The 23,560-nt window shown below is 47.0% G+C and carries 19 protein-coding genes and 4 tRNA genes; 3 read left to right on the forward strand and 20 right to left on the reverse strand.

Annotation, left to right across the window (positions count from 1 at the left end; genetic code table 11):
• Positions 1–14 precede the first annotated feature (14 nt).
• The 17 genes from rpoC to mnmC2 form a co-directional block, all read right to left on the reverse strand.
• Positions 15–4,364 carry a DNA-directed RNA polymerase subunit beta' gene (rpoC, locus tag LQ777_RS23305; RefSeq protein ID WP_232560322.1) on the reverse strand — a complete coding sequence of 1,450 codons (4,350 nt, stop codon included), beginning with the start codon at positions 4,362–4,364 and terminating at the stop codon, positions 15–17.
• Between the two features lie 114 nt (positions 4,365–4,478).
• Positions 4,479–8,348: a DNA-directed RNA polymerase subunit beta gene (gene rpoB, locus LQ777_RS23310; protein ID WP_232560323.1), complete on the reverse strand. Its 3,870-nt coding sequence runs from the start codon at positions 8,346–8,348 to the stop codon at positions 4,479–4,481.
• A gap of 250 nt (positions 8,349–8,598) precedes the next feature.
• Entirely contained in the window at positions 8,599–8,985 is a 387-nt protein-coding gene (gene rplL / locus LQ777_RS23315) for a 50S ribosomal protein L7/L12 (RefSeq protein ID WP_232560324.1), read from the reverse strand.
• A gap of 103 nt (positions 8,986–9,088) precedes the next feature.
• Positions 9,089–9,622 carry a 50S ribosomal protein L10 gene (rplJ, locus tag LQ777_RS23320; RefSeq protein WP_232560325.1) on the reverse strand — a complete coding sequence of 178 codons (534 nt, stop codon included), beginning with the start codon at positions 9,620–9,622 and terminating at the stop codon, positions 9,089–9,091.
• Positions 9,623–9,625: 3 nt separating this feature from the next.
• Positions 9,626–10,324, reverse strand: coding sequence for a 50S ribosomal protein L1 (gene rplA, locus LQ777_RS23325; protein ID WP_232560326.1), 699 nt, complete (start codon positions 10,322–10,324; stop codon positions 9,626–9,628).
• Positions 10,325–10,349: 25 nt separating this feature from the next.
• A complete protein-coding gene (gene rplK, locus LQ777_RS23330) occupies positions 10,350–10,793 on the reverse strand; it encodes a 50S ribosomal protein L11 (RefSeq protein WP_232560327.1) in 444 nt (147 codons plus the stop codon).
• 152 nt (positions 10,794–10,945) lie between these two features.
• A complete protein-coding gene (nusG, locus tag LQ777_RS23335) occupies positions 10,946–11,506 on the reverse strand; it encodes a transcription termination/antitermination protein NusG (protein ID WP_232560328.1) in 561 nt (186 codons plus the stop codon).
• Between the two features lie 78 nt (positions 11,507–11,584).
• Complete coding sequence (secE, locus tag LQ777_RS23340) at positions 11,585–11,776, reverse strand: preprotein translocase subunit SecE (protein WP_232560329.1); 192 nt, start codon at positions 11,774–11,776, stop codon at positions 11,585–11,587.
• A 14-nt stretch (positions 11,777–11,790) separates the two neighbouring features.
• Positions 11,791–11,864: transfer RNA gene (locus tag LQ777_RS23345), tRNA-Trp, on the reverse strand.
• Positions 11,865–11,970: 106 nt separating this feature from the next.
• Complete coding sequence (tuf, locus tag LQ777_RS23350; RefSeq protein ID WP_232560330.1) at positions 11,971–13,158, reverse strand: elongation factor Tu; 1,188 nt, start codon at positions 13,156–13,158, stop codon at positions 11,971–11,973.
• A gap of 155 nt (positions 13,159–13,313) precedes the next feature.
• Positions 13,314–13,385: transfer RNA gene (locus tag LQ777_RS23355), tRNA-Thr, on the reverse strand.
• Between the two features lie 59 nt (positions 13,386–13,444).
• A tRNA-Gly gene (locus tag LQ777_RS23360) sits at positions 13,445–13,520 on the reverse strand.
• Positions 13,521–13,621: 101 nt separating this feature from the next.
• Positions 13,622–13,707 (reverse strand) — tRNA-Tyr (locus LQ777_RS23365).
• A 197-nt stretch (positions 13,708–13,904) separates the two neighbouring features.
• Positions 13,905–14,450, reverse strand: a complete 546-nt coding sequence (locus LQ777_RS23370; protein ID WP_232560331.1) for a hypothetical protein — start codon at positions 14,448–14,450, stop codon at positions 13,905–13,907.
• A 130-nt stretch (positions 14,451–14,580) separates the two neighbouring features.
• Entirely contained in the window at positions 14,581–16,656 is a 2,076-nt protein-coding gene (locus tag LQ777_RS23375; protein ID WP_232560332.1) for a M13 family metallopeptidase, read from the reverse strand.
• 208 nt (positions 16,657–16,864) lie between these two features.
• Positions 16,865–17,452, reverse strand: a complete 588-nt coding sequence (locus LQ777_RS23380) for a thioredoxin family protein (protein ID WP_232560333.1) — start codon at positions 17,450–17,452, stop codon at positions 16,865–16,867.
• A 91-nt stretch (positions 17,453–17,543) separates the two neighbouring features.
• Positions 17,544–18,215, reverse strand: a complete 672-nt coding sequence (gene mnmC2, locus LQ777_RS23385; protein ID WP_232560334.1) for a tRNA (5-methylaminomethyl-2-thiouridine)(34)-methyltransferase MnmC2 — start codon at positions 18,213–18,215, stop codon at positions 17,544–17,546.
• A 52-nt stretch (positions 18,216–18,267) separates the two neighbouring features.
• Between mnmC2 and LQ777_RS23390 the strand changes: the two genes are divergently transcribed.
• A complete protein-coding gene (locus tag LQ777_RS23390; RefSeq protein WP_232560335.1) occupies positions 18,268–18,741 on the forward strand; it encodes a DUF4293 domain-containing protein in 474 nt (157 codons plus the stop codon).
• An 83-nt stretch (positions 18,742–18,824) separates the two neighbouring features.
• On the opposite strand, the gene LQ777_RS23395 is transcribed toward LQ777_RS23390, so the two are convergent.
• Complete coding sequence (locus tag LQ777_RS23395) at positions 18,825–19,478, reverse strand: phosphatase PAP2 family protein (protein WP_232560336.1); 654 nt, start codon at positions 19,476–19,478, stop codon at positions 18,825–18,827.
• A gap of 16 nt (positions 19,479–19,494) precedes the next feature.
• Positions 19,495–19,971 (reverse strand): gliding motility lipoprotein GldH, encoded by a 477-nt coding sequence (locus LQ777_RS23400; protein WP_232560337.1) that lies wholly within the window; start codon positions 19,969–19,971, stop codon positions 19,495–19,497.
• Between the two features lie 108 nt (positions 19,972–20,079).
• Between LQ777_RS23400 and LQ777_RS23405 the strand changes: the two genes are divergently transcribed.
• Both LQ777_RS23405 and LQ777_RS23410 read left to right on the forward strand, forming a co-directional pair.
• The gene (locus LQ777_RS23405; protein WP_232560338.1) at positions 20,080–20,442 is read left to right on the forward strand and encodes a BlaI/MecI/CopY family transcriptional regulator; all 363 of its coding nucleotides are present in this window, start codon (positions 20,080–20,082) and stop codon (positions 20,440–20,442) included.
• A 4-nt stretch (positions 20,443–20,446) separates the two neighbouring features.
• Entirely contained in the window at positions 20,447–22,225 is a 1,779-nt protein-coding gene (locus LQ777_RS23410; protein WP_232560339.1) for a M56 family metallopeptidase, read from the forward strand.
• Positions 22,226–22,290: 65 nt separating this feature from the next.
• On the opposite strand, the gene LQ777_RS23415 is transcribed toward LQ777_RS23410, so the two are convergent.
• A complete protein-coding gene (locus tag LQ777_RS23415; RefSeq protein WP_232560340.1) occupies positions 22,291–23,499 on the reverse strand; it encodes a PSP1 domain-containing protein in 1,209 nt (402 codons plus the stop codon).
• Positions 23,500–23,560 lie beyond the last annotated feature (61 nt).

The raw sequence follows: 23,560 nt of genomic DNA on the forward strand, positions 1-23,560 counted from the left end.
ATATTCAGCTAAGACTATACCGTTGCCCGCTTTTTGCTACGAGCAAACTGCTCCCGTGATTCGGTGATTGACTCAAGTTCTTCTTTCGAACCGACGATTGCGTTTTGGTAGCGACGGATACCCGTTCCAGCAGGGATCAGGTGACCGACGATAACGTTTTCTTTCAATCCTTCGAGCATGTCACGCTTACCACGGATAGACGCTTCACTCAACACTTTGGTTGTTTCCTGGAAGGAAGCCGCCGAAATGAAGCTGTCTGTACCAAGCGACGACTGTGTAATACCCATCAGCGTTGGTTGCGAAACGGCAGCCATTGCATCACGGACGGTTACCAGTGTCAGGTCACGGCGTTTCAAACTTGAGTTCTCATCGCGTAACTGACGGCTTGTTACAATCTGGCCAGGCTTGAAGTTCGTTGAATCACCAGCATCCATAACCACTTTAGCGTCGAGAACTTTGTCGTTCTCTTCACGGAATGCCCACTTATCAACAACTTGACCTTCGAGGAAGTTGGTGTCGCCCGAATCGATGATTTCAACTTTCTGCATCATCTGGCGCACGATAGCCTCGATGTGTTTATCGTTGATTTTCACCCCTTGCAGACGGTAAACTTCCTGAATTTCGTTTACCAGGTATTCCTGAACAGCCGTTGGCCCTTTAATCGCCAGAATGTCGCTTGGTGTAATAGCACCGTCCGACAGTGGAGCACCAGCCCGTACAAAGTCGTTATCCTGGACAAGGATGAACTTCGACAGTGGGACGAGATACTTTTTCTTCGTACCGTCTTTCGACTCGATGAAGATCTCGCGGTTACCACGCTTGATAGTACCGTACGTAACGACACCATCAATTTCACTCACGACAGCCGGGTTCGATGGGTTCCGGGCTTCAAATAATTCCGTTACACGTGGCAGACCACCCGTAATATCGCGTGTTTTACCAACGTTACGTGGAATCTTCGCCAGCGGTTGACCTGCTTTAATCGATTGTCCTTCTTTAACGACCAGACGTGAACCAACTGGCAGGTTGTAGCCTTTTTGAAGTTGACCGTTTCCGGTTTCATCAAGGTGTAGTAGCAGCGTACTGGTACCACTTACAACGATGGCAGGGTTCTTAGCCTTATCGCGGCTTTCGATGATCACTTTCTCCTGGAAGCCAGTCTGTTCGTCAAACTCCTCACGATAGGTAATACCATCTTCAATCGCATCAAAATTCAGCGTACCGGTTAATTCAGAGAGGATAACGGCGTTATAGGGATCCCATGCGCAAATATCATCACCTTTCTTAACCATATCGCCATCTTTCACGCGAAGGAAAGCACCGTATGGCACGTTGTTGCTGATCAGAACCTGGTTCCGGTCTTCTGGATTCACGATCCGTACTTCGCCCGAACGACCCATAACGACCGTTTGTGCGTTTCCTTCTGCATCTTCCGATTCAACCGTACGCATTTCTTCAAACTCGATCAGACCATCGAATTTCGCTTTGATCGACGCATCAACCGCAATGTTCGACGCCGTACCACCGACGTGGAACGTACGAAGTGTCAACTGCGTACCTGGCTCACCGATTGACTGAGAGGCAATTACACCTACAGCTTCACCAATGTCTACCATCCGGCCCGATGCCAGGTTACGACCGTAGCATTTCGCACAAACGCCCTGACGAGATTCGCAGGTCAGTACCGAACGGATTTCAACCGTTTCGATGCTGGTTTCGTCAATCCGAGCCGCTACATCTTCCGTAACCAGTTCGCCAGCGCCAACGATCAGTTCTTTCGAAAGCGGATCATATATATCGTGAACCGTAGTACGACCCAGAATACGTTCAGACAGTGGCTCAACGATATCTTCGTTGTCTTTCAGCGCCGATACTTGCAGACCACGGAGTGTACCGCAATCATCTTCACTGATAATAACGTCTTGTGCTACGTCGTGCAGACGACGAGTCAGGTAACCAGCATCGGCCGTTTTCAGAGCCGTATCAGCCAGACCTTTCCGTGCGCCGTGCGTTGAGATAAAGTACTCCAAGACGTCGAGACCTTCTTTAAAGTTCGACAGAATTGGGTTTTCAATGATCTCACCGACTGAGCCTTGCAGGTTTTTCTGTGGCTTAGCCATCAGACCCCGCATACCACCCAACTGACGAATTTGCTCGCGAGAACCACGGGCTCCCGAGTGCATCATCATGTAGATTGAGTTGAAACCACCCTGATCAGCTTCAAGCTGCTTCATCAGCGTCTCGGTCAGACGAGAGTTCACACGGGTCCAGATATCAATAACCTGGTTGTACCGTTCGTTCTCCGTGATCAGACCCATCAGGTAGTTATCCCAAACGCCCTGCACTTCCGCTTTTGCTTCTTCAACGAGTCCCTGTTTTGCTTCAGGAATCATGACATCGCTCAAACCAATTGACAGACCACCTCTAAACGCCATTTGGAAACCAAGTTCCTTGATTTCGTCGAGGAATTGAGCTGTCCGCGCACCGCCCGAGATCTTGAAGATAAACGCAATGATCTGTTGCAGCTTTTTCTTCGTCAGCAGTTCATTGATGTATCCTACTTCTTCCGGCACCGCTTGGTTAAACAACAACCGGCCAGCAACCGTATCAAGTACTTTGTAAACAAGCTCACCATTCTCATCCCGTACTTTCACACGGCATTTGATGTTGGCATGTTTCGAAACTTTACCTTCGTTGATAGCGATGATTACTTCCTCAGCGCCGTAGAACGTCATACCTTCACCCGCAATCGGGTATTCTGGCGTGTTCTTACGGCCCTTCGTTACGTAATACAAGCCAAGTACCATGTCTTGCGATGGTACAGTGATTGGTGCTCCGTTGGCGGGGTTCAGGATGTTATGCGACGCCAGCATCAATAAAGATGCTTCGAGAATAGCTTCCTGACCAAGTGGTACGTGCACAGCCATCTGGTCACCGTCAAAGTCAGCGTTGAACGCTGTACAAACGAGTGGGTGCAACTGGATAGCTTTACCTTCAATCAGCTTTGGCTGGAACGCCTGAATACCTAAACGGTGCAGCGTTGGAGCCCGGTTCAGCAGTACAGGGTGTCCTTTCAATACGTTTTCCAGAATGTCCCAGATAACAGGATCTTTCCGGTCAACGATTTTCTTCGCTGATTTAACCGTTTTAACGATACCCCGCTCAATTAGCTTCCGGATAACGAACGGCTTGAATAGCTCAGCCGCCATGTCTTTTGGCAGACCGCATTCGTGCAGTTTCAATTCAGGACCAACGACGATAACCGAACGACCAGAGTAGTCAACCCGTTTACCAAGCAGGTTCTGACGGAAACGGCCTTGCTTACCCTTTAGCATGTCAGACAGCGATTTCAGGGCGCGGTTACCTTCCGAGCGAACAGCGTTTACTTTCCGTGAGTTATCGAACAGCGAATCGACCGCTTCCTGCAACATCCGTTTTTCATTCCGTAGAATTACTTCCGGTGCTTTGATCTCGATCAGACGCTTCAGACGGTTGTTCCGAATGATTACCCGACGGTATAGATCATTCAGGTCAGACGTTGCGAATCGGCCACCGTCCAGAGGGACAAGCGGACGAAGTTCGGGTGGAATAACCGGCACCATTTTGATAACCATCCACTCAGGACGGTTTTCGATACGGCCATTTGCCTCCCGGAACGCTTCTACCACTTTCAACCGCTTCAACGCTTCTGCTTTACGCTGTTGCGATGTATCGGTTGCCGCCGAGTGACGCAGTGAATACGACAGTTCGTCAAGGTCTACGCGCGACAACAGCATTTCTAACGCTTCCGCCCCCATCTTAGCGATGAATTTGTTCGGGTCTTTGTCGTCGAGGTGCTGGTTTGTGCTCGGCAGTTTATCGATGATATCCAGATACTCGTCTTCGGTCAGGAAGTCGAGCTGGTTGATACCGTCTTCAGCTTTAACGCCAGGCTGAACGACTACATACCGTTCGTAGTAGATAACCTGATCAAGTTTTTTGGTCGAAAGACCTAACAGGTAACCAATTTTATTAGGCAAGCTGCGGAAATACCAGATATGCGCAACAGGAACAACCAGTTCGATGTGCCCCATACGCTCCCGGCGAACCTTTTTCTCAGTTACTTCCACACCACAGCGGTCACAGATAATGCCTTTATAGCGAATCCGTTTGTATTTACCGCAGTGACATTCCCAGTCCTTAACTGGCCCGAAAATACGCTCGCAGAACAAGCCGCCCATTTCGGGTTTGTAAGTACGGTAATTGATCGTCTCCGGCTGTGTCACCTCGCCGTAGGAACTCTCCAAAATAGACTCTGGCGATGCCAAGCTGATTGTTACGCTGGCAAAGTCGCTGTTGAGTTTTTTGTTCTTTTTGAACGACATTGGTTGGAGATTATAGGTTAAAATTTGTCACTGCTAATTACTTGATAGTCATTGACCGTCATTCCTTGTGTAAACACGGTGAACAACAATCAATGACTACAAATGATCGAATGACTATTCTAATGTTATTTCAAGTGCTAGACCACGCAACTCGTGAACAAGTACGTTGAACGACTCAGGAATATTTGGCTTCGGTAGGTTCTCACCTTTCACGATAGCCTCATATGCCTTCGCACGACCTACAACGTCATCGGATTTAACAGTCAGGATCTCTTGGAGAATGTTTGACGCACCGAATGCTTCAAGTGCCCAAACCTCCATCTCACCAAACCGCTGACCACCGAACTGCGCTTTACCACCCAGCGGCTGCTGTGTAATGAGCGAGTAAGGTCCAATCGAACGAGCGTGCATCTTATCGTCCACCAAGTGGCCGAGTTTGAGCATGTAGATAATACCGACGGTAACAGGCTGATCGAAACGCTCACCCGTCAGACCGTTGTACAAGTACGTCCGTCCGAATGATGGCAAACCGGCAGCGTCCAACTCATCGGCAACCTGCTGTTCGGTAGCTCCGTCAAAAATTGGCGTCGCATATTTCCGATCCAGTTTCTGACCAGCCCACGCCAATACAGTTTCGTAGATCTGACCAAGGTTCATCCGAGAAGGTACACCAAGTGGGTTCAGAACGATATCCACTTTCGTACCATCTTCAAGGAACGGCATGTCTTCGTCACGCACAATCCGGGCAACAACCCCTTTGTTACCGTGGCGACCAGCCATTTTATCACCCACTTTCAGCTTACGCTTCTTAGCGATGTACACTTTGGCCAGTTTCACAATACCAGCTGGTAGTTCGTCACCCACTTCAAGCGTAAACCGCTCACGCTTAAAACGTCCCGTGATCTCGCTCCGGCGGTTGTTGTAGTTTTTCACTATCTGAACAACCATCTGGTTTAGCTTATCGTCTTCCGTCCAACCGTCCAGGTTAAGATCAACCAAGATATTGGCTTCTTCCGGTACAGCGTAGCCACTCTCGTCACGATATGGGTTCTTGTCAGGGAATAAGTTATCCGTAATGTTCTTACGGTTGAACTTCACGCCTTTGCTGACAATCTCATCGCCAAACTTGTGTTTCACGCCGGCACTAGTTTTGCCATCCAGCAGTGTCACCAATTTTTCGATCATGCGAGCGCGGAAGTCGTTTAGCTCACGGCCATACTTCTTCATCAGCGCTTTTACTTCATCCTTATGCTTACCACGATCCTCTTTAGCCGGACGAGCAAACAGTTTGGTGTCAATAACAACGCCTTTCAATGATGGTGGTGCTTTCTTGGAAGCATCTTTCACATCACCGGCTTTATCACCGAAGATTGCACGGAGAAGTTTTTCTTCCGGTGTTGGATCGCTTTCTCCTTTTGGTGTAATCTTACCAATCAGGATATCGCCTTCCTTCACTTCGGTACCAACCCGCACAATACCGTTCTCATCGAGGTTACGAACTGTTTCTTCGCTTACGTTAGGAATTTCAGAAGTAAGTTCTTCTTCACCACGTTTCGTATCGCGCACTTCCAGTTCGAACTCTTCAATGTGGATCGAGGTGAAGATATCCTCCCGAACAACGCGCTCAGAAATTACGATAGCATCCTCAAAGTTGTAACCTTGCCAAGGCATGAAGGCAACCTTCATATTCCGGCCAAGCGCCAACTCACCAGCCTGCGTCGCGTAACCTTCGCACAGCACATCACCTTTTCTAACTTTTTGTCCTTTTAGAACAGTCGGTTTGATGTTGATGCACGTATCCTGGTTTGTACGACGGAACTTAATCAAGTTGTACGTTTTGCGATCTTCGTCGAACGTAACGGCAAGTTGGTCTTCGTCAAGTTCGTATCGAACAACGATTTTCGTCGAATCAACGAACTCAATGACACCATCCGCTTCGGCAATAACTAGTGTCCGAGAATCAACAGCTACACGACCTTCCAGACCTGTACCCACAATTGGAGCTTCAGGGCGGAGGAGAGGAACAGCCTGACGTTGCATGTTTGATCCCATCAGGGCACGGTTAGCATCGTCGTGTTCAAGGAACGGAATCATGGAAGCAGCAACCGACACAATTTGGTTCGGTGCAATGTCCATAAACGTTACGTTCGAAGGTTCAGCCATTGGGAAGTCCCCTTCGAAGCGTGCTTTCAGACGATCGACTTGGAAGTTACCCCGATCATCGATACCGGCGTTAGCCTGCGCGATGTAATGCGAGTCTTCTTCTTCTGCCGTCAGATACATTACGGGTTTATCAATCGACACTTTACCGTTTTCAATAACACGGTATGGTGTCTCGATGAAGCCCATGCTGTTAATCTTAGCGTAAACGCACAGAGACGAGATTAGACCGATGTTCGGACCTTCCGGCGTTTCGATGGTACACAGACGACCGTAGTGCGTATAGTGTACGTCACGAACTTCGAAACCTGCCCGTTCGCGAGACAGACCACCGGGTCCAAGAGCTGACATACGACGCTTGTGCGTTACTTCAGCCAGTGGGTTCGTTTGGTCCATGAACTGCGACAGCTGGTTGGTACCGAAGAACGAGTTAATCACCGACGACAAAGTACGAGCGTTAATCAGGTCAACCGGTTTAAAATCCTCGTTGTCCCGAACGTTCATCCGTTCTTTGATCGTCCGCGCCATCCGCGCCAGACCAACACCGAATTGAGCATATAGCTGCTCACCTACCGTACGAACACGGCGGTTACTCAGGTGGTCAATATCATCAACAACTGCTTTTGAGTTGATCAGACCAATCAGGTATTTCACGATAGAAACAATATCTTCCGTGGTTAAGACCTTCATGTCCGATGAAATATCCAGACCAAGCTTTTTGTTGATCCGGTAACGGCCTACATCGCCCAAATCATAACGCTTATCCGAGAAGAACAAACTTTGAATGATCTCACGAGCGGTTTGTTCGTCCGGTGCATCAGCGTTCCGAAGCTGCCGATAGATTTGCTCAACAGCCTCTTTCTCGGAGTTTGAGCTATCTTTCTGCAGCGTATTATAAATAATATTGTAGTCGGCCATGTTCATGTCTTCCTTATGCAGAATGACTGATTTCTGACCTGACTCAGTGATTACGTCGATATCATCCGCCGAAATAGCCGAGTCCCGCTCAAGCAAGACTTCGTTACGACTGATTGACACAACCTCACCCGTATCTTCATCCACAAAGTCTTCTGTCCAGGTACGTAATACCCGAGCAGCTAACCGGCGACCAATCGCCTTTTTTAAGTTTGCTGGCGTTGCTGGAACTTCTTCCGACAAGCCAAACAAATCGAGAATATCTTTATCCGAGCCGAAGCCAATAGCACGTAACAACGTCGTAACCGGGAATTTCTTTTTCCGGTCAATGTACGCATACATAACGTTGTTAACATCCGTTGAAAATTCGATCCAAGAACCCTTGAAAGGAATAATACGAGCCGAATAAAGTTTGGTACCGTTCGTATGCTTGCTCATCGAGAAGAACACGCCCGGCGAGCGGTGTAATTGCGAAACAATTACCCGTTCAGCTCCGTTGATGACGAAAGAACCTTTTTCGGTCATGTACGGAATATTTCCTAGGAATACCTCTTGCTCAATCGTCTCAAAATCCTCGTTATCAGGATCATTGTTCGATAGGCGCAGTTTGGCTTTTAAAGGAACTGAGTAAGTCAAGCCCCGGTCAATAGACTCATCAACAGAGTATTTGGGGGGATCAACAGAGTAATCTATGAACTCCAGCTTGAAATTCTCGCGAGAGTCCGAGATAGGGAAGTTTTCCTGAAAAACTTTAAACAAACCTTCTTCCGAACGCTGGTTGGAAGGCGTATCAAGTTGGAAAAAATCTTTAAAAGATTTTACTTGAATATCCAGAAAGTCTGGATACCCAATCACTGGCTGAATCGTCGCAAAATTTTTGCGTGTACTGATTTTCGCGTTTGTCGCCAAGATTGTGCTTCGTTTAGTTGCGTAACCGATTCTCTATGAGTGCGTTGCGAGGACTTGCTACAGCACTCGAACTAAGCGGCTATTCAGACCCCAGGCGTCACCCAACCCAAGGGGTGTGAATAGACAACGTAAGGCAATAAAAATAAGTTTGTCTTATGCAAGCATATAGACAAAAAAGTCTCCAAACAGGAAAAGACCAGACGTTGGTCTGGCCTCCCCTGCCTGGAGCGATATTCCAATAAGAGTGGGCTTACTTAACTTCTACTTCAGCACCAGCTTCTTCAAGTTGCTTACGCAGTGATTCTGCTTCGTCTTTAGCAACGCCTTCTTTCACTGGCTTAGGAGCACCATCAACAAGCTCTTTCGCTTCTTTCAGGCCCAGACCGGTCAGGTCTTTAACCAGTTTCACGACAGCTAATTTAGCAGCACCAGCCGACTTCAGAATCACGTCGAACGAAGTTTTCTCAGCAGCAGCCGGAGCAGCGTCACCGCCACCTGCAGCACCACCAGCTACCATTACGGGAGCGGCAGCAGCCGGCTCGATTCCGTACTCATCTTTTAAGATAGCAGCCAGTTCGTTAACTTCTTTAACCGTCAGGCTTACAAGCTGCTCAGCGAACGCTTTCAAATCTGCCATTGTAGTATTTCCTTAATTTGATTGTTATACGATTTGTTTTAATAACGCAGACTCTTGTCCACGGTTGACATCGGATTTTACGAACGATCTGTTCGCATTACAGCTAAGCTGCCTCCTCGCGCTCCGACAGCGTTTTGAGGATACCGGCCAGTTTGTTGCCACCACTTTGCAACGCCGAAACAACGTTTTTGGCTGGCGACTGCAACAGACCGATAATTTCACCGATCAGCTCTTGCTTGCTCTTCAGTGCGATGAGCGTGTCAAGTTGGTCAGCACCAATGAACAGGCTGTAATCAATAGAAGCAGCCTTCAATTGTAGCTTATCGTTTGTTCTACGGAACTCTTTGATAAGCTGTGCCGGTGCTTTGCCATTTTCAGGGTGAAACATCACCGCTGACTGACCATGTAGCACCGCTTCGTTGAACGGCGTGAAATCCGTATCTAAGGTTTCGAGCGCTTTTTTGATGAACGAATTTTTCACCACTTTATACTCGATACCCCGTTCAAAACACATCCGGCGTAGGTCGTTGGTTTCAGCAACCGTCATGCCATTGGCTTCCGTGATGTAGAAGAAGGGAATGTTCTGAAACTTGTCAGTCAATTCCTCAATAATTGCTCCTTTTTCCTCGCGTTTCATGGCTTAAACTCCGGCTACAGTCCCTTTATCAATCTTTACACCCGGACTCATCGTACTCGACAAGTTTATCGTTTTCACGTAGGTTCCTTTAGCCGATGAAGGCTTTAGTTTCAACAGGGTACTGATGATTTCCTGCGCATTTTCAGCCAGTTTTTCTGGCGTAAACGATACTTTACCAATGCTTGTGTGAATAGCTCCTTGCTTATCAACTTTAAAGTCGATTTTACCAGCTTTCACTTCACGAACAGCTTTGCCAACTTCAGGCGTTACCGTACCTGATTTTGGATTAGGCATCAACCCGCGAGGACCTAACACTTTACCCAGACGACCAACCTTAGCCATTACGTTCGGCATCGTGATGATCACGTCTACGTCCGTCCAGCCTTGCTCAATCTTCTGAATGTAATCGTCCAGTCCCACGAAGTCAGCGCCTGCTTCTTTCGCTTCGTTCTCTTTGTCCGGCGTGCAAAGCACCAGAACGCGAACCGTTTTACCCGTACCATGTGGCAACGTAGCAACGCCACGCACCATTTGGTCAGCTTTACGCGGATCAACGCCTAACCGAACGTCAATATCCACAGAAGCATCAAACTTCGTATATGATATTTCTTTCAGAATCTCCGCTGCTTGTTGCAGTGAGTATTCTTTAGCAATATCATACTTCGATTGCGCTTCCTTTTGTTTTTTCGTTAACTTAGCCATTTCTGTGTTTGCCTAGGCAAGTCTATTAGTTCTCGAATGGCGCTGCGCCAGTCACCGTGATTCCCATGCTGCGGGCTGTTCCAGCCACTTGCTTCATTGCTGACTCTACCGTGAAGGCATTCAAATCGGGCATTTTTGTTTCAGCAATTGTCCGAATTTGATCCCAAGATACAGAGCCAACTTTGTTGCGGTTTGGTTGAGCAGAGCCACCTTTCAGTTTAGCTGCTTCCATCAGCAGGATCGGTGCCGGTGGGGTTTTGATGACGAAGTCAAAGGATTTGTCCTTATAGTACGTAATCAAAACCGGCAATACCATACCCATTTTATCCTGCGTACGGCCGTTGAACTGCTTGCAGAATTCCATGATATTTAAACCCTTGGAACCAAGCGCTGGACCGATCGGAGGTGAGGGGTTGGCTTGCCCGCCTTTGACTTGCAGCTTTACATAGCCACCTACTTCTTTTGCCATCGTATGATAAATTTACAACTTGTCACTTACGGTTCTTAACCAGCTAGTCACATAGCTAATCCGCACCCCTTTCGCAACAAATCAACTGGTTTTGGATGGTCATCCCCTGAGGGAAGCATAGGATGCCGAACCACGGTCAGCTAATGGTTAGATTAGCTTTCCTTCTCTACTTGTGCGTAACTGAGTTCTACCGGAGTACTCCGGCCAAATATCTTTACAACGACGTTCAATTTCTTCCGGTCGTCAAATACTTCTTCTACTGTACCAATGAAACCACCGAATGGTCCATCGACTACCTTTACATTTTCGCCTTTGAGGTAAGCTACTGTAGGTGTTATGATTTCCTGAGCTTCTTCCTCAATGCGTCCTAACATACGGTTAACTTCCGACTGACGCAGCGGCACCGGTACTTTAGTGGTTGTGCCAACTTGGGAGTTACCCAGAAATCCTAAGACACCTGGCATGTTCAGGATTAGATCGAGCGCACGGTTGTTACTCAGATCAGCCGAAATCATAATGTATCCAGGATAGAACGACTTCTCGCGAACACGTTTCTTTCCGTTACGCATTTCGTATACCTTTTCAGAGGGTATAAGAACCTGCGGGATAATCTCATCTAGCTTCTGCCGAATGATTTCGTTATCGAGGTACGATTTTATTTTTTTCTCCTGCCCCGATACTGCCCGAATAACGTACCACTGTATGCCGCTCATATTGGTAAAGATTTATGATTGTTGATCTGTTGACGTATGATTTCTGTCAATCATAAATCAGCAATCCCAAATCATACGTTAGAATGACTGATAAAATAAGTTCAGCCCGTTCTCAAATACTAAATCAATTAACCCGACCAATAGCGCAAAAATCAGCGATGCTACTAGTACCAGTGTAGAACTGGATTGTAGATCGCTAAATTTAGGCCAAGTCACGTTATGCTGAACCTCTTCCCAAGAAGCTTTCAGAAACGAAACAAACTTGTCCATTGTATGTAAGGGATTGGCACGGGTGGAGAGATTCGAACTCCCATCAACGGTTTTGGAGACCGCTATTCTACCCTTGAACTACACCCGTAGAGAACCGAATCAATGTGCCTATGAATTCGGACTGCAAAAGTACTAAATAAAAGTAAAAAAACAAGTGCATCTCTGTAGAAATGCACTTGTTTTTAAGCACTTAGTTAATCGAGGATTTCTGTTACCTGACCAGCGCCCACGGTACGACCACCTTCGCGGATAGCGAAACGGAGACCTTTTTCCATAGCGATTTTGTTGATCAGCGATACTTCAATCGTGATGTTATCACCTGGCATCACCATCTCAACGTTTTCAGGAAGAATGATCTCACCCGTTACGTCAGTGGTGCGGAAATAGAACTGTGGACGGTACTTGTTGAAGAATGGGGTATGACGACCACCTTCTTCTTTCGACAGTACGTAAACCTCAGCTTTGAACTTCAAGTGTGGGGTTACCGAACCGGGTTTGCAAATAACCATACCACGACGGATATCAGTTTTTTCAATACCACGGAGCAGCAGACCTACGTTGTCACCAGCTTCGCCACGGTCCAGAATTTTCCGGAACATTTCAACACCTGTTACAACTGACTTCAGGTTCTCAGCACCCATACCTAGGATTTCGACTGGCTCACCTGAGTTGATAACACCCCGCTCGATACGACCTGTAGCAACTGTACCACGGCCTGTGATCGAGAACACGTCCTCTACTGGCATCAGGAACGGAAGATCCGTCTGACGAGGAGGAAGTGGGATAAAGCTATCAACGTTATCCATTAGGTCTTCAATGGTTTTTACCCATTTCGCATCGCCGTTCAGACCACCAAGAGCCGAACCTTGAATAACTGGGATATTGTCACCGTCGAAGTTATAGAAGCTCAACAGTTCGCGGATTTCCATTTCTACGAGTTCGAGCAACTCTGGATCATCCACCATGTCCACTTTGTTCATGAACACAACGAGCTGAGGAACACCTACCTGACGAGCAAGCAGGATGTGCTCACGAGTCTGAGGCATTGGGCCGTCCGTTGCCGCTACCACGAGGATAGCACCGTCCATTTGAGCAGCACCCGTTACCATGTTTTTCACATAGTCAGCGTGGCCCGGGCAGTCAACGTGCGCATAGTGGCGGTTAGCCGTAGCGTACTCAACGTGCGATGTATTGATGGTGATACCACGCTCTTTTTCTTCCGGAGCGTTGTCAATCGAGGAGAAGTCCCGAATTGCGGCCAGACCCTTTTCGGCCAGCACTTTCGTAATGGCAGCCGTCAGCGTCGTTTTACCGTGGTCAACGTGACCAATCGTACCGATGTTTACGTGCGGTTTCGAGCGGTCAAAATTCTCTTTTGCCATGTTTTTAAAACGCTATTATGAACTGTTGTTTGATATTGGGTGAACTCGCTGAACGTAAAGTAAGCCAGACGATATCGCCCAATGAGGTCTGACACCGTTTTGGCTTGAAACCGCACGGGCGGCCCCGGTAATAAAGACTCCGCAAAAGAGTCTTGAGCCGTTACGGGGACTTGAACCCCGGACCTCTTCCTTACCAAGGAAGTGCTCTACCGCTGAGCTATAACGGCCTGTCAGTCATCGAAAAACAGTGAACAGCTGTCGGCTGTTTTCTGATGATTAACGTGTATGGAGCGGAAGACGGGTCTCGAACCCGCAACCTATAGCTTGGAAGGCTATCGCTCTACCAATTGAGCTACTTCCGCAAAAAAAGTTTTCAGCTTTTGTATTTCATTCGCAATTCCACATGCACGCGTAGAACTACAACTGAAAATTGGGCGAACCCATCAAAAACTGAAAACTAAAATGGTGGGGAGTGGAGGATTCGAACCTCCGAAGGCGTACGCCAGCAGATTTACAGTCTGATCCATTTGGCCACTCTGGAAACTCCCCGAAAACAAACTTAAAGAACATTTCCTCGCCCCTTTCGGGTTTGGAGTTGCAAAATTACACAGTTTTCTTTCGTTGTCAACAATTGGTTGAAAAATTATTTCAAGAAAGTATCAAAAAAGCCTTTGATTGCCTTCTTAGGCGCTAATTTTCCTATTCTACTATCGTTTCACACCAATAGGAATTATCCTTTACACCTATTATTTCAACAGTTGGGTTAGTTGTTTACCACCGGGATAATATATTTCGGTGATGCGCCACCGGCCAGCTAACTGTTGCAGATCAATCTTAACTTCTTCGGGCTTTCCGCTATTTTGAAACGTAACAAACACCACCGCCTTTGTTCCCCCAACGGCTGCGGGTTCCACCCATGTTTTTTTGACCGCAGCATCGGGCGCATTGAACAACAAATTGATTTTTGTTCGATTAACCTTACCTGACGCTTTTTGACCATCACTCCAGATCAAGTCAGCGGTTGGTTTGGCAAAGTACTGATCAATTAGTGCCCGGTCTTTCTTTTCCCGGAATGGGTTTTCTTTTACGTTGTGTTCAAAATAAAGGGCCCTTACTAGCCGGTCTGCCGCTGACCGTGGTGCATCTGGTCCCGGACGCTTCGTTAAATCTACAGCACTATCTGGTTTTTCAGTGGCCAACGAAGTATTCGCTGTGGTGGTTGCTTCTTTTTGTTTAGGCTGGCAGGAAAAACAAACCACCACCGAAGCAACTATTAGCTTGTATGCGTTCATACGATGTATCTGAGCCAAGTTTAGCGTTGAAACTCGCTGGCAAGATAAAAAGTAAATCGGTGATAGGGCAACGAGTTGTTACACTCATTGACTCTACCACCGATTTGTTCAGCAAACTAAATGGTTGATTTTACCAGACTTTAATCCGCTCGTTTTTAGGCTTATACATTTTATCGCCGGGCTGAACATTGAACGCCTGATACCAAGCGTCAATATTGGATACAGGCCCATTGGCGCGGTACATGCCAGGCGCGTGTGGATCAGTCATAATTAACTGGGCCTGCGTTTCTGGTAGCACGTTGATGCGCCATACCTGCGCCCATGACAGGAAGAACCGTTGATCAGGCGTAAAGCCATCAATTTTCGTTTTTGACTTCCCCTGCGCCGTTTTCTTGAAAGCATCGTAGGCAATTGCCAATCCACCCAGGTCGGCCAGGTTTTCACCAAGCGTTAGTTGTCCGTTTACTTTAATGGAATCAAGCACTTTGAATCCAAAGAACTGCTCTTTTACCTGGTCAGCGCGCTTTTTGAAATTGTCTGCGTCATCTTTAGACCACCAGTCTCGGAGTGTACCATCAGCATCGTACTGACGACCTGAATCATCGAATCCATGCGTCATTTCATGGCCAATCACTGCTCCGATACCACCGTAGTTGATAGCATCATCTGCTTCGAAATCGAAGAATGGGAATTGCAGGATCGCTGCTGGAAAGGCAATCTCATTGTTAACCGGACTATAGTACGCGTTAACCGTCGGTGGTGTCATGCTCCACTCCGTTTTATCAACGGGTTTACCCAAACGATTAATCATGTAATTGTACGACCACTTGCTGGCTGACTTTACATTCGCGTAGAAATCATTCCGGTTGATAGTCACACCTTCGTAGGATTTCCATTTATCTGGGTAAGCGATTTTACGCTTGAACGAGGTTAATTTGTTCAAAGCACGTTTTTTTGTTTCATCGCTCATCCAATCCAGGCTCTTGATGTGCTCTTTGTACGATGCTTCCAGATTATCCACCAGGGTCAGCATCCGCTGCTTGGCTTCGGGCTTGAAGTACGTCTGTACATAAATTTGACCCAGCAAATCACCCAGGGTACCGTCAACTAAACTGCTGACGCGCTGCCAGCGCGGGGTTTGCTCTTTCTGTCCGCTCAGCACTTTTGTAAAAGCAAAATTCTGTTTTACAAATGCATCGCTCAGATAAGGTGCCGCATTTTTCAGAATGTTCCAGCGCATATAGGTCCGCAGATCTTCTATAGGTGTAGCCGCTATCAAGCTATCAAGAGAGCGGAAGAAAGCTGGACTTTGCACCAAAACCGTATCCTGTCCCTTAGTACCGTATCTGGTGAGTTGATCAGCCCAGTTGATACCAGGTGTCTGCTGGCTAAAGGCACTAACGGTAAGCTTATTGTATGTTTTGTATGGATCACGCATTTCAACACGCGGCATCTGGGCTTTTGCCAAGGCTGTTTCCATGCGGACAATTACATCGGCATCCTGTGAAGCCTGAGTTGGCTCTTCGCCAATCAGCGCAAACATTTTGATGAGGTTGTCGTGATAAGCGTCACGGATTTTCTGGCTTCGTGGATCGTTTTTCAGATAATAGTCACGATCAGGAAGCGACGTCCCACCTTGTCCAAACTGAGGTAAGTATTTATTGACGTTTTTCCGGTCAGGACTTACACCAAAGCCAAAAAGCATACCATTCCCCTGGGTTCGCTGGTAAGCCAGTTCGTCGAAGAAATCAGCTTTGTTATTAACCTTGTCAATGCGGGCCAAATCAGACTTGATTGGATCAAACCCTTGCTTTTCGAGGGTTACACTATCCATGCCGCTCATGTAATAGTCGCCTACCATTTGATAGAGACGACCTTTCGTCGTTGTTTTTGCGGCATCTTCGAGCAATGACTTCATTGCATCCAGACTTTTATCCCGCAATTCATTAAAACTTCCCCACGATGTTTTCGACGCTGGAATTTGGTTTGTTTTCAACCAATTGCCATTGGCATACTGGTAAAAATTAGTACCCGGCTTGATGGACAAATCCATATTTTGCGGGTCTATAAATTTGCGGGGTGGAAGAGTTGATCGAACAGCTTTATGATTGTCTGCTTTTGGGGAGGGGATTGGCGTCCGACCACTTGCTGTTACGGAGCCAACAGCAACGGCAAGAGCCGATAACAAAATCAATTGTTTATTCATGTAATCTCATGAGTTGGGTTAATGAAGACTACAAAAATACTCTACAAAAACGATATAATCTCTTTTAAAGAAACCAGGTTTTATTGAGTCATTTTAGTCTTATCAGATTGCCTTTCGCATCACGCCAGTTTGCTTTAAACGAAAAACGATCCGGGTGGCTAGAACAAATTAATCTGTTCCAACCACCCGGATCGTTTAGACTTTCAGACTACTTACCGGCCAGCGATGCCTTAAACTCTTTGGCATATGTACCTGCCTTATATTGGTCGAAGGGTTCCTTCTGATGATAGTCTCTCCCGAAGTACGTAATTACTTGGTGAAACGTACGCGGTTCCAGATAGCCAGCAATGGGCTGAATGAGCTGAAATTTTTCGTCCAGGAAAACCGTCGTTGGATAGCTCATCTGGTTTCTCAGTAACGCAGCAGCCAATTCATGCACTCCGCGGCCGCCGGTACTCACGTATTTGAATGTTTCTTTACCCAGCGTTATATCCTGCGTTTGCTCAGCGTTCAACCGAACGGCATAATAATTTTCGTTGACGTAATCGACAATAGCGGGCTTCGAAAACGTCTCGCGATCCATAACCTTGCACCAGCCACACCAGTCGGTATACACATCGACCACAAACTTCTTCGGTTTCTTCTTGGTGAGCGCATAGGCTTCCTGAATAGTCAGCCACTTAATGTGTTTGTTCTCAACTTTAGGGCTGCTCGCCGGCTCAATGGGCAATGTGGTCCGAAAGGCGCAGATCGTGAGTACCACAAAAGCGGCACAGAAGATGAGTAAACGGTTCATAGTCTTGTTGGATCGCTAAAGTATTTGTTTCTAAAATAACGCCACCGTGTCGATAAAATTAGCTGATTTCTATTTTTTAATACGGTTGAGGTTACGCCGGATTTATGGCTCTTAGAATGTCTCGTTTACGCGGTGGACCCGGATGCTTTTCAACGAGTAAACCAGCTGAGCGCATGTTTCGCTGAACGTAACTCTTCGAACAATAAGTCGTCAGTAATCCTCCGGGGAGCAATAAGCTTGCCATTTGCCGAAAGATCTCCGGCTCCCATAACTCAGGCTGAGCCGTCGGGGCGAATGCATCGTAATAAATTAAATGAAAGCGTTCGTCCGTCTGTAAAGTCTGTAGGCTACCTTCTAGTTTCGTTAGGGTAAAAAACGGATTGATGGGAACCGGGACATTCCAGGGTGACTCGTGCAGATCAGTCAAGTAAGACGTGCCCAGAAGCTGGTCGTAATTCAGCTGGTGAGCCTCCTCTACCGACATCGGATACGCTTCAATAGCCGTGTAATGAATTGGGCGCTTGTACGCTTCTGCTTCCCGTGCTGTCAACAAGGCATTCAATCCCGTTCCAAACCCCATTTCAAAGATGCGCAACGGTTCGTCGGTAAACGTTGCAAGAGCCTCTAACAAGCCTAGTTCGATGTAAACCCGCTGCGATTCTTGGTAAGCTCCGTGAATCGAATGATATGTTTTATCAAGTACATTGTTTATGGCGGTGTGCGAACCGTCAGCCGTGATTATTAACCGAACATCTGCTTTCATACGCTATTGATTTTTGGGCTATTTTTGCAGTCCCAAAACATATATTTCACTAATGATTCAACGCGTTCAAACGATATTTTTGTTTCTTATTGCCGTTGCTATGGTTGTTGCCCTAGCCAATCCACTGTGGGAAAAATCAGGATCGAAGTCACCCGAGATGGCACACCTGACCGCCTTGCAGTACAGTGAACAGACAGGAATCACTACTTCCGTGACCCCGATCTGGTACCTGGGCCTTTTACTGGGACTAGTCGCTTTGTCGTCAGTCTATGCCCTTTTTCAGTATCGTAACCGCCTTACCCAAACCGCTCTTTGCGCCGTAAATGCACTGATGCTCACGGCTATCATGGGCATTGTCCTGTACCGGACGCTCTATACCGGCAAAGAGTACGGTAACCCAGCGGACCAAGGCGATTTTCTTCCCGGCTTTTACGCGATCATTGCTGCTCTGGTGTTTAACGCCTTGGCAAACCGGTTTATTCGTCGGGACGAGAAACTGGTCCGTGGTTCAGACAGACTGCGGTAGACAATAACATACACGAATTAAATAGGTCGCCCTTTCAACTGATATTGAAAGGGCGACCTATTTCTTTGCCATACGCTGACTTATCAGGAAATGTCTTTATCGATTGATTCTTCAACGGCCTTGCTTTTCATCCAGTCGTACAAAAACAAATAGATGATTACTGACGACACGGTACCGACTATCGAACCAACATACACATCTTCCACAAAATGCTGAAACAGATATACGCGTGAATACCCAGTCAGGATACACAATAGAAAGAAAAAATAACCGCGATTTTTGCGGGCGTCAAGGAAAGCGAGTAAGCCAAACACCGCAAAAGCGGAAGTCGTATGCCCCGACGGAAAACTGTTGTAACTGTAAATATCCAATCCTTTGATGAGGTGATATTCATACGTTGAATGCTCGAAGAACTTCAACGGTCGGGGCGAATTAGGAAACACGACTGTCTTCAGGAACAAGGAAGTCAGCGAAGAAAGCGCAAAACTAGCAAAAGCGACAAAGCCGACCCGTCTGTTGTAAATGAGCAGAATAACGCAAACAATCACAAAAAAAGCCCCATCTCCCATGTACGTTAAGTAAGGAAACAGCTCATCAGCCAGCAGGCTATTGCGTTTGTTGACCCACTGCATCAGTTGCTCCTGCGTGTAGAGCAATTGTAATGCGCCCACAACGACCAGGAATACCGCGTAAGGCAAAAAGAAATAACGATTTTTTCGCAGGAAATTAGCTAGCATTATCGAAAATCCGGGATTAGTTGGCAGACGTCGCTTTCTCGACGGTAATGCCCACACTTAAAATATTCAGCAGAGGGTCCTGCCGCATGTACTGCTTAATCTGCATGGTGTATTTTCCCGGCTTGGGAAAGCGGTAGTCACGCTTCATCAAAAATTTGTGATCGAACAGATCCCCTAGTCCATCCCCATTCGGCTTCCCTGTTTTCGGGTCCATCAGAATCAGCTCGTCCAGCCGCGATTCGATTTCCTTACCACTGGCATCCCGCAGATAGCGAGTTAAATAAAGATTGTAATAGCCGTAAGATAAGCTGTTGCGCAGGTTATAGTAAATGTTGTAAGGTATTGAAGCATCCGTTATTTCAAACGTAAAAGTGGGTGCGTTTTTGATGTACCACTTCCCATCGTCAATATCTGTGTATTCTTTGTAGACTGCATTCGTGTCACAACCGCATACGAACAACACGGTGACTATCAATAAACTTAATCGTTTCATACCTCCTCTTAATAGTTTGCAAAACTACAACGACCCAACTGGCTTTTCAAATCAGAAGAAACTACAGAAATAGTTTGCAAACGACGGTAATAGTTCTAGATTTGCTTTATGGAAAAATTAACGGCTAAAGAGGAAGAAGTGATGCAAGTGCTGTGGAAGATGCAACAGGGCTACGTAAAGGATATGGTGCCTCAGTTTACCGATCCTCCATTGCATTACAACACAGTGTCAACCATTGTTCGTAATCTGGAAGAAAAAGGGTACGTTGGGCACCGCGCTTACGGGAACACGCATGAGTATTATCCCATCGTCAGTAAGGAAACTTATCAGAACCGATTTGTGCTCAAGAAAGTGGTTGGCGATTACTTCGACAATTCTTACAAGAAACTGGTGAGCTATTTTGCGCAAAACGAAAAAATTTCGGCGGACGAGTTGCGGGAGATTCTGGCAATGATCGAGAAAAAGAAATAGCCGTATGGAAACCCTGCGTTATGTACTGCTGGCTAATGGGCTATTGTGCCTTGTAAGCATCGCTTTTTATGTACTGCTCCGACGCGAAACCTTTTTCGAAGCAAACCGAATAGCGCTCTGGCTTGGACTACTATCTGCCCTGATCTTACCGTTGGTGCAGCTACCCGACTGGCGACCGCAGCCGGTTCGGAAAGTAATGCAGAAAACAGCGCAGGTTATTATTCCTACGGTATTACCCGACCGCCCCCCGACGCAGCCAGAAGTGACCATCACGTTTCCCAATGGCCACACGTACAGGGCTCTCACGACACAAGACACAAGCTTTACGTGGTCGTGGCAAGTGGGTTTAGTTGCTATCTACTTATTCGGTACGCTGTGCTTATTTGTTCGTTTTGGTTTTCGGCTCCGCTCGCTGGTCCAATTGATTCGTCAGGCTAAACACGAGATTTACGAAGACTTTACGCTCGTTCGTAGCGAACAAACTACCTCGCCCTTTTCTTTTTTCAATTGGGTTGTACTTAATCCAGACCAACATGCTCCTGACGAGCTGGAGCAGATTTTACGCCATGAACGTGTTCACGTCCGCTCCTGGCACAGTGTGGACATGCTATGTACAGAACTGGTTTGTGTTGTGTTCTGGTTTAATCCAGCAGCTTATTTATTCAGGTATTTGCTTCAGCAAACCCTTGAGTACAGCGCCGACCGGATAGTACTGGCCGAAGGTATTGATTCAAGAACGTATCAATACAATCTGGTTAAAGTGAGCTTATTGACGCAACAGCCGGTTTTTACTAATCAGTTTAGCGGCCCCACACTCCACCAGCGCATTGCTATGATCAACAAACAGCGTTCGAATGTACTGGATTATGGACGGTATGTTTTTTGGTTTATGCTCATGGGAGTAATGATGATGGCCTGCCAACACATCCAGTCAGAAGAAGACAAACCGGCTACCAAAACAACGTTTCCCTTTCCTATTACCAACGCGACACGAGCCTTAGCCGCTCAACTTGACCAACCAAACATGCCTTGGTTCCGCCAGGCGACTCTGGAGATTAACAACCCGCCTATCGTCGATATCTTAAACGGCAAAAAAGTTATCCGGTATTCGGGTATAAGCTATCCCAGAATTTTATGCCTACGCAACAACCATCTGGCGTTTAAATTACAGCCAGGGGAACAGGTTAAGCTGTTCATCAATGGACAGGCAAAACCTGATCAGGCTTTGTCGAGTCTTACTTTCGAAGAGATAGGTGATCTATTTCTTTACCAAAAATGGGATGACGCGAAAGAAGCCGATCAGTTTCCTGAAACGTACCGGTTATTTATCAGTACAACGCACAAAACACCGGAGACTGACCAGGCAAAATATCTTCTGAGAAGTAAGTGGAAACAGTATATGCAAGCAATGGCGGTATCTGACTACCCACTCGGTACATCGCATTTCTTTTCCATGAATCAGGTGCTGGAAGCAACCTTTTTCAGCAATAAACAAGCCTTCGTAAAGCGTACGAAAGACGATCACCTGATGCTGTACGACGACTATGCAACCGATATTGACATCTACATCAATGGGATTCCCGCCCGTCCTAAAAATCTTGAAGGCGTTCATGTACGCGAAGTAGACAAGCTGTATACGAGCGAACGGTCATTTGAAAAATGGACTACCGATAATCCTGATCGGAAGCCCCGCTTTGTGCTCTATCTTCAGACAGCGCCCAAGCGAGCCAAACGTGATAGCAGCTATTACGTATTCAGCCCATTTTACTCGGGCGATTTTTAACGCTTTCGACCAAATAAGATAACAAGCAAAAAATAACCCCGGCCATGTGATGACCGGGGTTATTCTTACTGTGCTTTACCGTTTGAGAGCGGTTTAGTTACCTTATCCCCTGCTCCTTTCGGCTTTTTCTTTTTCTTCTTGCTCGTCCGCGTTGCGTATTTGGCATCTAGCTTTTGTAGATCGCTGTTAAGGGCAGCAGCGGTAGCAGGCTCCTTCTCACCAATGGGCGTTAACACATCGAACGATTCCGGAATAATTCCCCGCTTATTTAGTTCAGCTATCTCCAGAACACGCTCAATAGCCAACGGATACCAGGTGCTTTCCGTGCCGTAGCCAAACCACATTAGTTTGCGGAAGATATCTGTCTTTTGCAGATAAGCGCGTCCTTTTTGGGTTTCAAGCGGTTTATCAATCGTCGGAATGTCGCGCAACGCGTCTATGTACGTGTCTAGCTCGTAGTTTAAACAGCACTTCAAACGTCCACATTGCCCCGAAAGCTTTGCCGGATTTAATGACAAGTTTTGGTACCGCGCAGCAGATGTGGCAATGTTTTTAAAATCAGTAAGCCAGGTTGAACAGCAAAGCTCGCGTCCACACGACCCGATTCCGCCTAACCGACCCGCTTCCTGCCGCAAACTAATCTGACGCATTTCGATGCGAGCCTTAAATTCGCTGGCAAGCATCTTGATGAGTTCCCGAAAGTCGACCCGCTCTTCGGACGAATAATAGAACGTTGCTTTTGTATTATCGGACTGAAATTCGACGTCCGACAATTTCATGTTCAGCTTCAGTTCGCGAATAATTTCTCTGGATCGGTACAAAGCAGGAAGATCCCTTAAGATTGCCTGTTCGTGCCGTTCCATATCTTTAGGCGTCGTCAGTCGATGAATAACTTTCGTATCATCGTTTATTTTAACACCTTTCTTTTTCACCTGTAGCCTTACCAGTTCGCCTTGCAGCGAAACAGCGCCAATGTGAAAACCCGATTGCATTTCAACGACTACATAGTCGCCCGTCGTTAGATCAAGTTGGTGAACATTGCGGTAGTACTCTTTTCGCCCACCCTTGAACTTCACCTCAACCACGTCATATTTTAAGCCCGGCATCGCGATATCGCTTAGCCAGTCAAACGAATTTAGCTTATTACATCCTCCGGTGCCGCACCCTCCGCTACCGCATCCGCCAGTGGCCGTTTTCTGCGGTTCCCCGCCGGGCCCGTCGGATGCTCCTCGCTGCGTGCCACAACCGCCAGTTGTGCAGGATTTACAACCCATATTGATCTATAAATTACGGCGTACAATTCCCGAATAACCCGTACCAAGATCGCACATTGTA

The sequence above is a fragment of the Spirosoma oryzicola genome (genome assembly GCF_021233055.1).
Classification (GTDB): domain Bacteria; phylum Bacteroidota; class Bacteroidia; order Cytophagales; family Spirosomataceae; genus Spirosoma; species Spirosoma oryzicola.

Excerpts from the sequence above, each read along its gene's own strand:
- rpoC (WP_232560322.1), bottom strand. The coding sequence starts at position 4,364 with ATGTCGTTCAAAAAGAACAAAAAACTCAACAGCGACTTTGCCAGCGTA.
- rplL (WP_232560324.1), bottom strand. The coding sequence starts at position 8,985 with ATGGCAGATTTGAAAGCGTTCGCTGAGCAGCTTGTAAGCCTGACGGTT.
- rplJ (WP_232560325.1), bottom strand. The coding sequence starts at position 9,622 with ATGAAACGCGAGGAAAAAGGAGCAATTATTGAGGAATTGACTGACAAG.
- rplA (WP_232560326.1), bottom strand. The coding sequence starts at position 10,324 with ATGGCTAAGTTAACGAAAAAACAAAAGGAAGCGCAATCGAAGTATGAT.
- rplK (WP_232560327.1), bottom strand. The coding sequence starts at position 10,793 with ATGGCAAAAGAAGTAGGTGGCTATGTAAAGCTGCAAGTCAAAGGCGGG.
- nusG (WP_232560328.1), bottom strand. The coding sequence starts at position 11,506 with ATGAGCGGCATACAGTGGTACGTTATTCGGGCAGTATCGGGGCAGGAG.
- secE (WP_232560329.1), bottom strand. The coding sequence starts at position 11,776 with ATGGACAAGTTTGTTTCGTTTCTGAAAGCTTCTTGGGAAGAGGTTCAG.
- tuf (WP_232560330.1), bottom strand. The coding sequence starts at position 13,158 with ATGGCAAAAGAGAATTTTGACCGCTCGAAACCGCACGTAAACATCGGT.
- LQ777_RS23370 (WP_232560331.1), bottom strand. The coding sequence starts at position 14,450 with ATGAACGCATACAAGCTAATAGTTGCTTCGGTGGTGGTTTGTTTTTCC.
- LQ777_RS23375 (WP_232560332.1), bottom strand. The coding sequence starts at position 16,656 with ATGAATAAACAATTGATTTTGTTATCGGCTCTTGCCGTTGCTGTTGGC.
- LQ777_RS23380 (WP_232560333.1), bottom strand. The coding sequence starts at position 17,452 with ATGAACCGTTTACTCATCTTCTGTGCCGCTTTTGTGGTACTCACGATC.
- mnmC2 (WP_232560334.1), bottom strand. The coding sequence starts at position 18,215 with ATGAAAGCAGATGTTCGGTTAATAATCACGGCTGACGGTTCGCACACC.
- LQ777_RS23390 (WP_232560335.1), top strand. The coding sequence starts at position 18,268 with ATGATTCAACGCGTTCAAACGATATTTTTGTTTCTTATTGCCGTTGCT.
- LQ777_RS23395 (WP_232560336.1), bottom strand. The coding sequence starts at position 19,478 with ATGCTAGCTAATTTCCTGCGAAAAAATCGTTATTTCTTTTTGCCTTAC.
- LQ777_RS23400 (WP_232560337.1), bottom strand. The coding sequence starts at position 19,971 with ATGAAACGATTAAGTTTATTGATAGTCACCGTGTTGTTCGTATGCGGT.
- LQ777_RS23405 (WP_232560338.1), top strand. The coding sequence starts at position 20,080 with ATGGAAAAATTAACGGCTAAAGAGGAAGAAGTGATGCAAGTGCTGTGG.
- LQ777_RS23410 (WP_232560339.1), top strand. The coding sequence starts at position 20,447 with ATGGAAACCCTGCGTTATGTACTGCTGGCTAATGGGCTATTGTGCCTT.
- LQ777_RS23415 (WP_232560340.1), bottom strand. The coding sequence starts at position 23,499 with ATGGGTTGTAAATCCTGCACAACTGGCGGTTGTGGCACGCAGCGAGGA.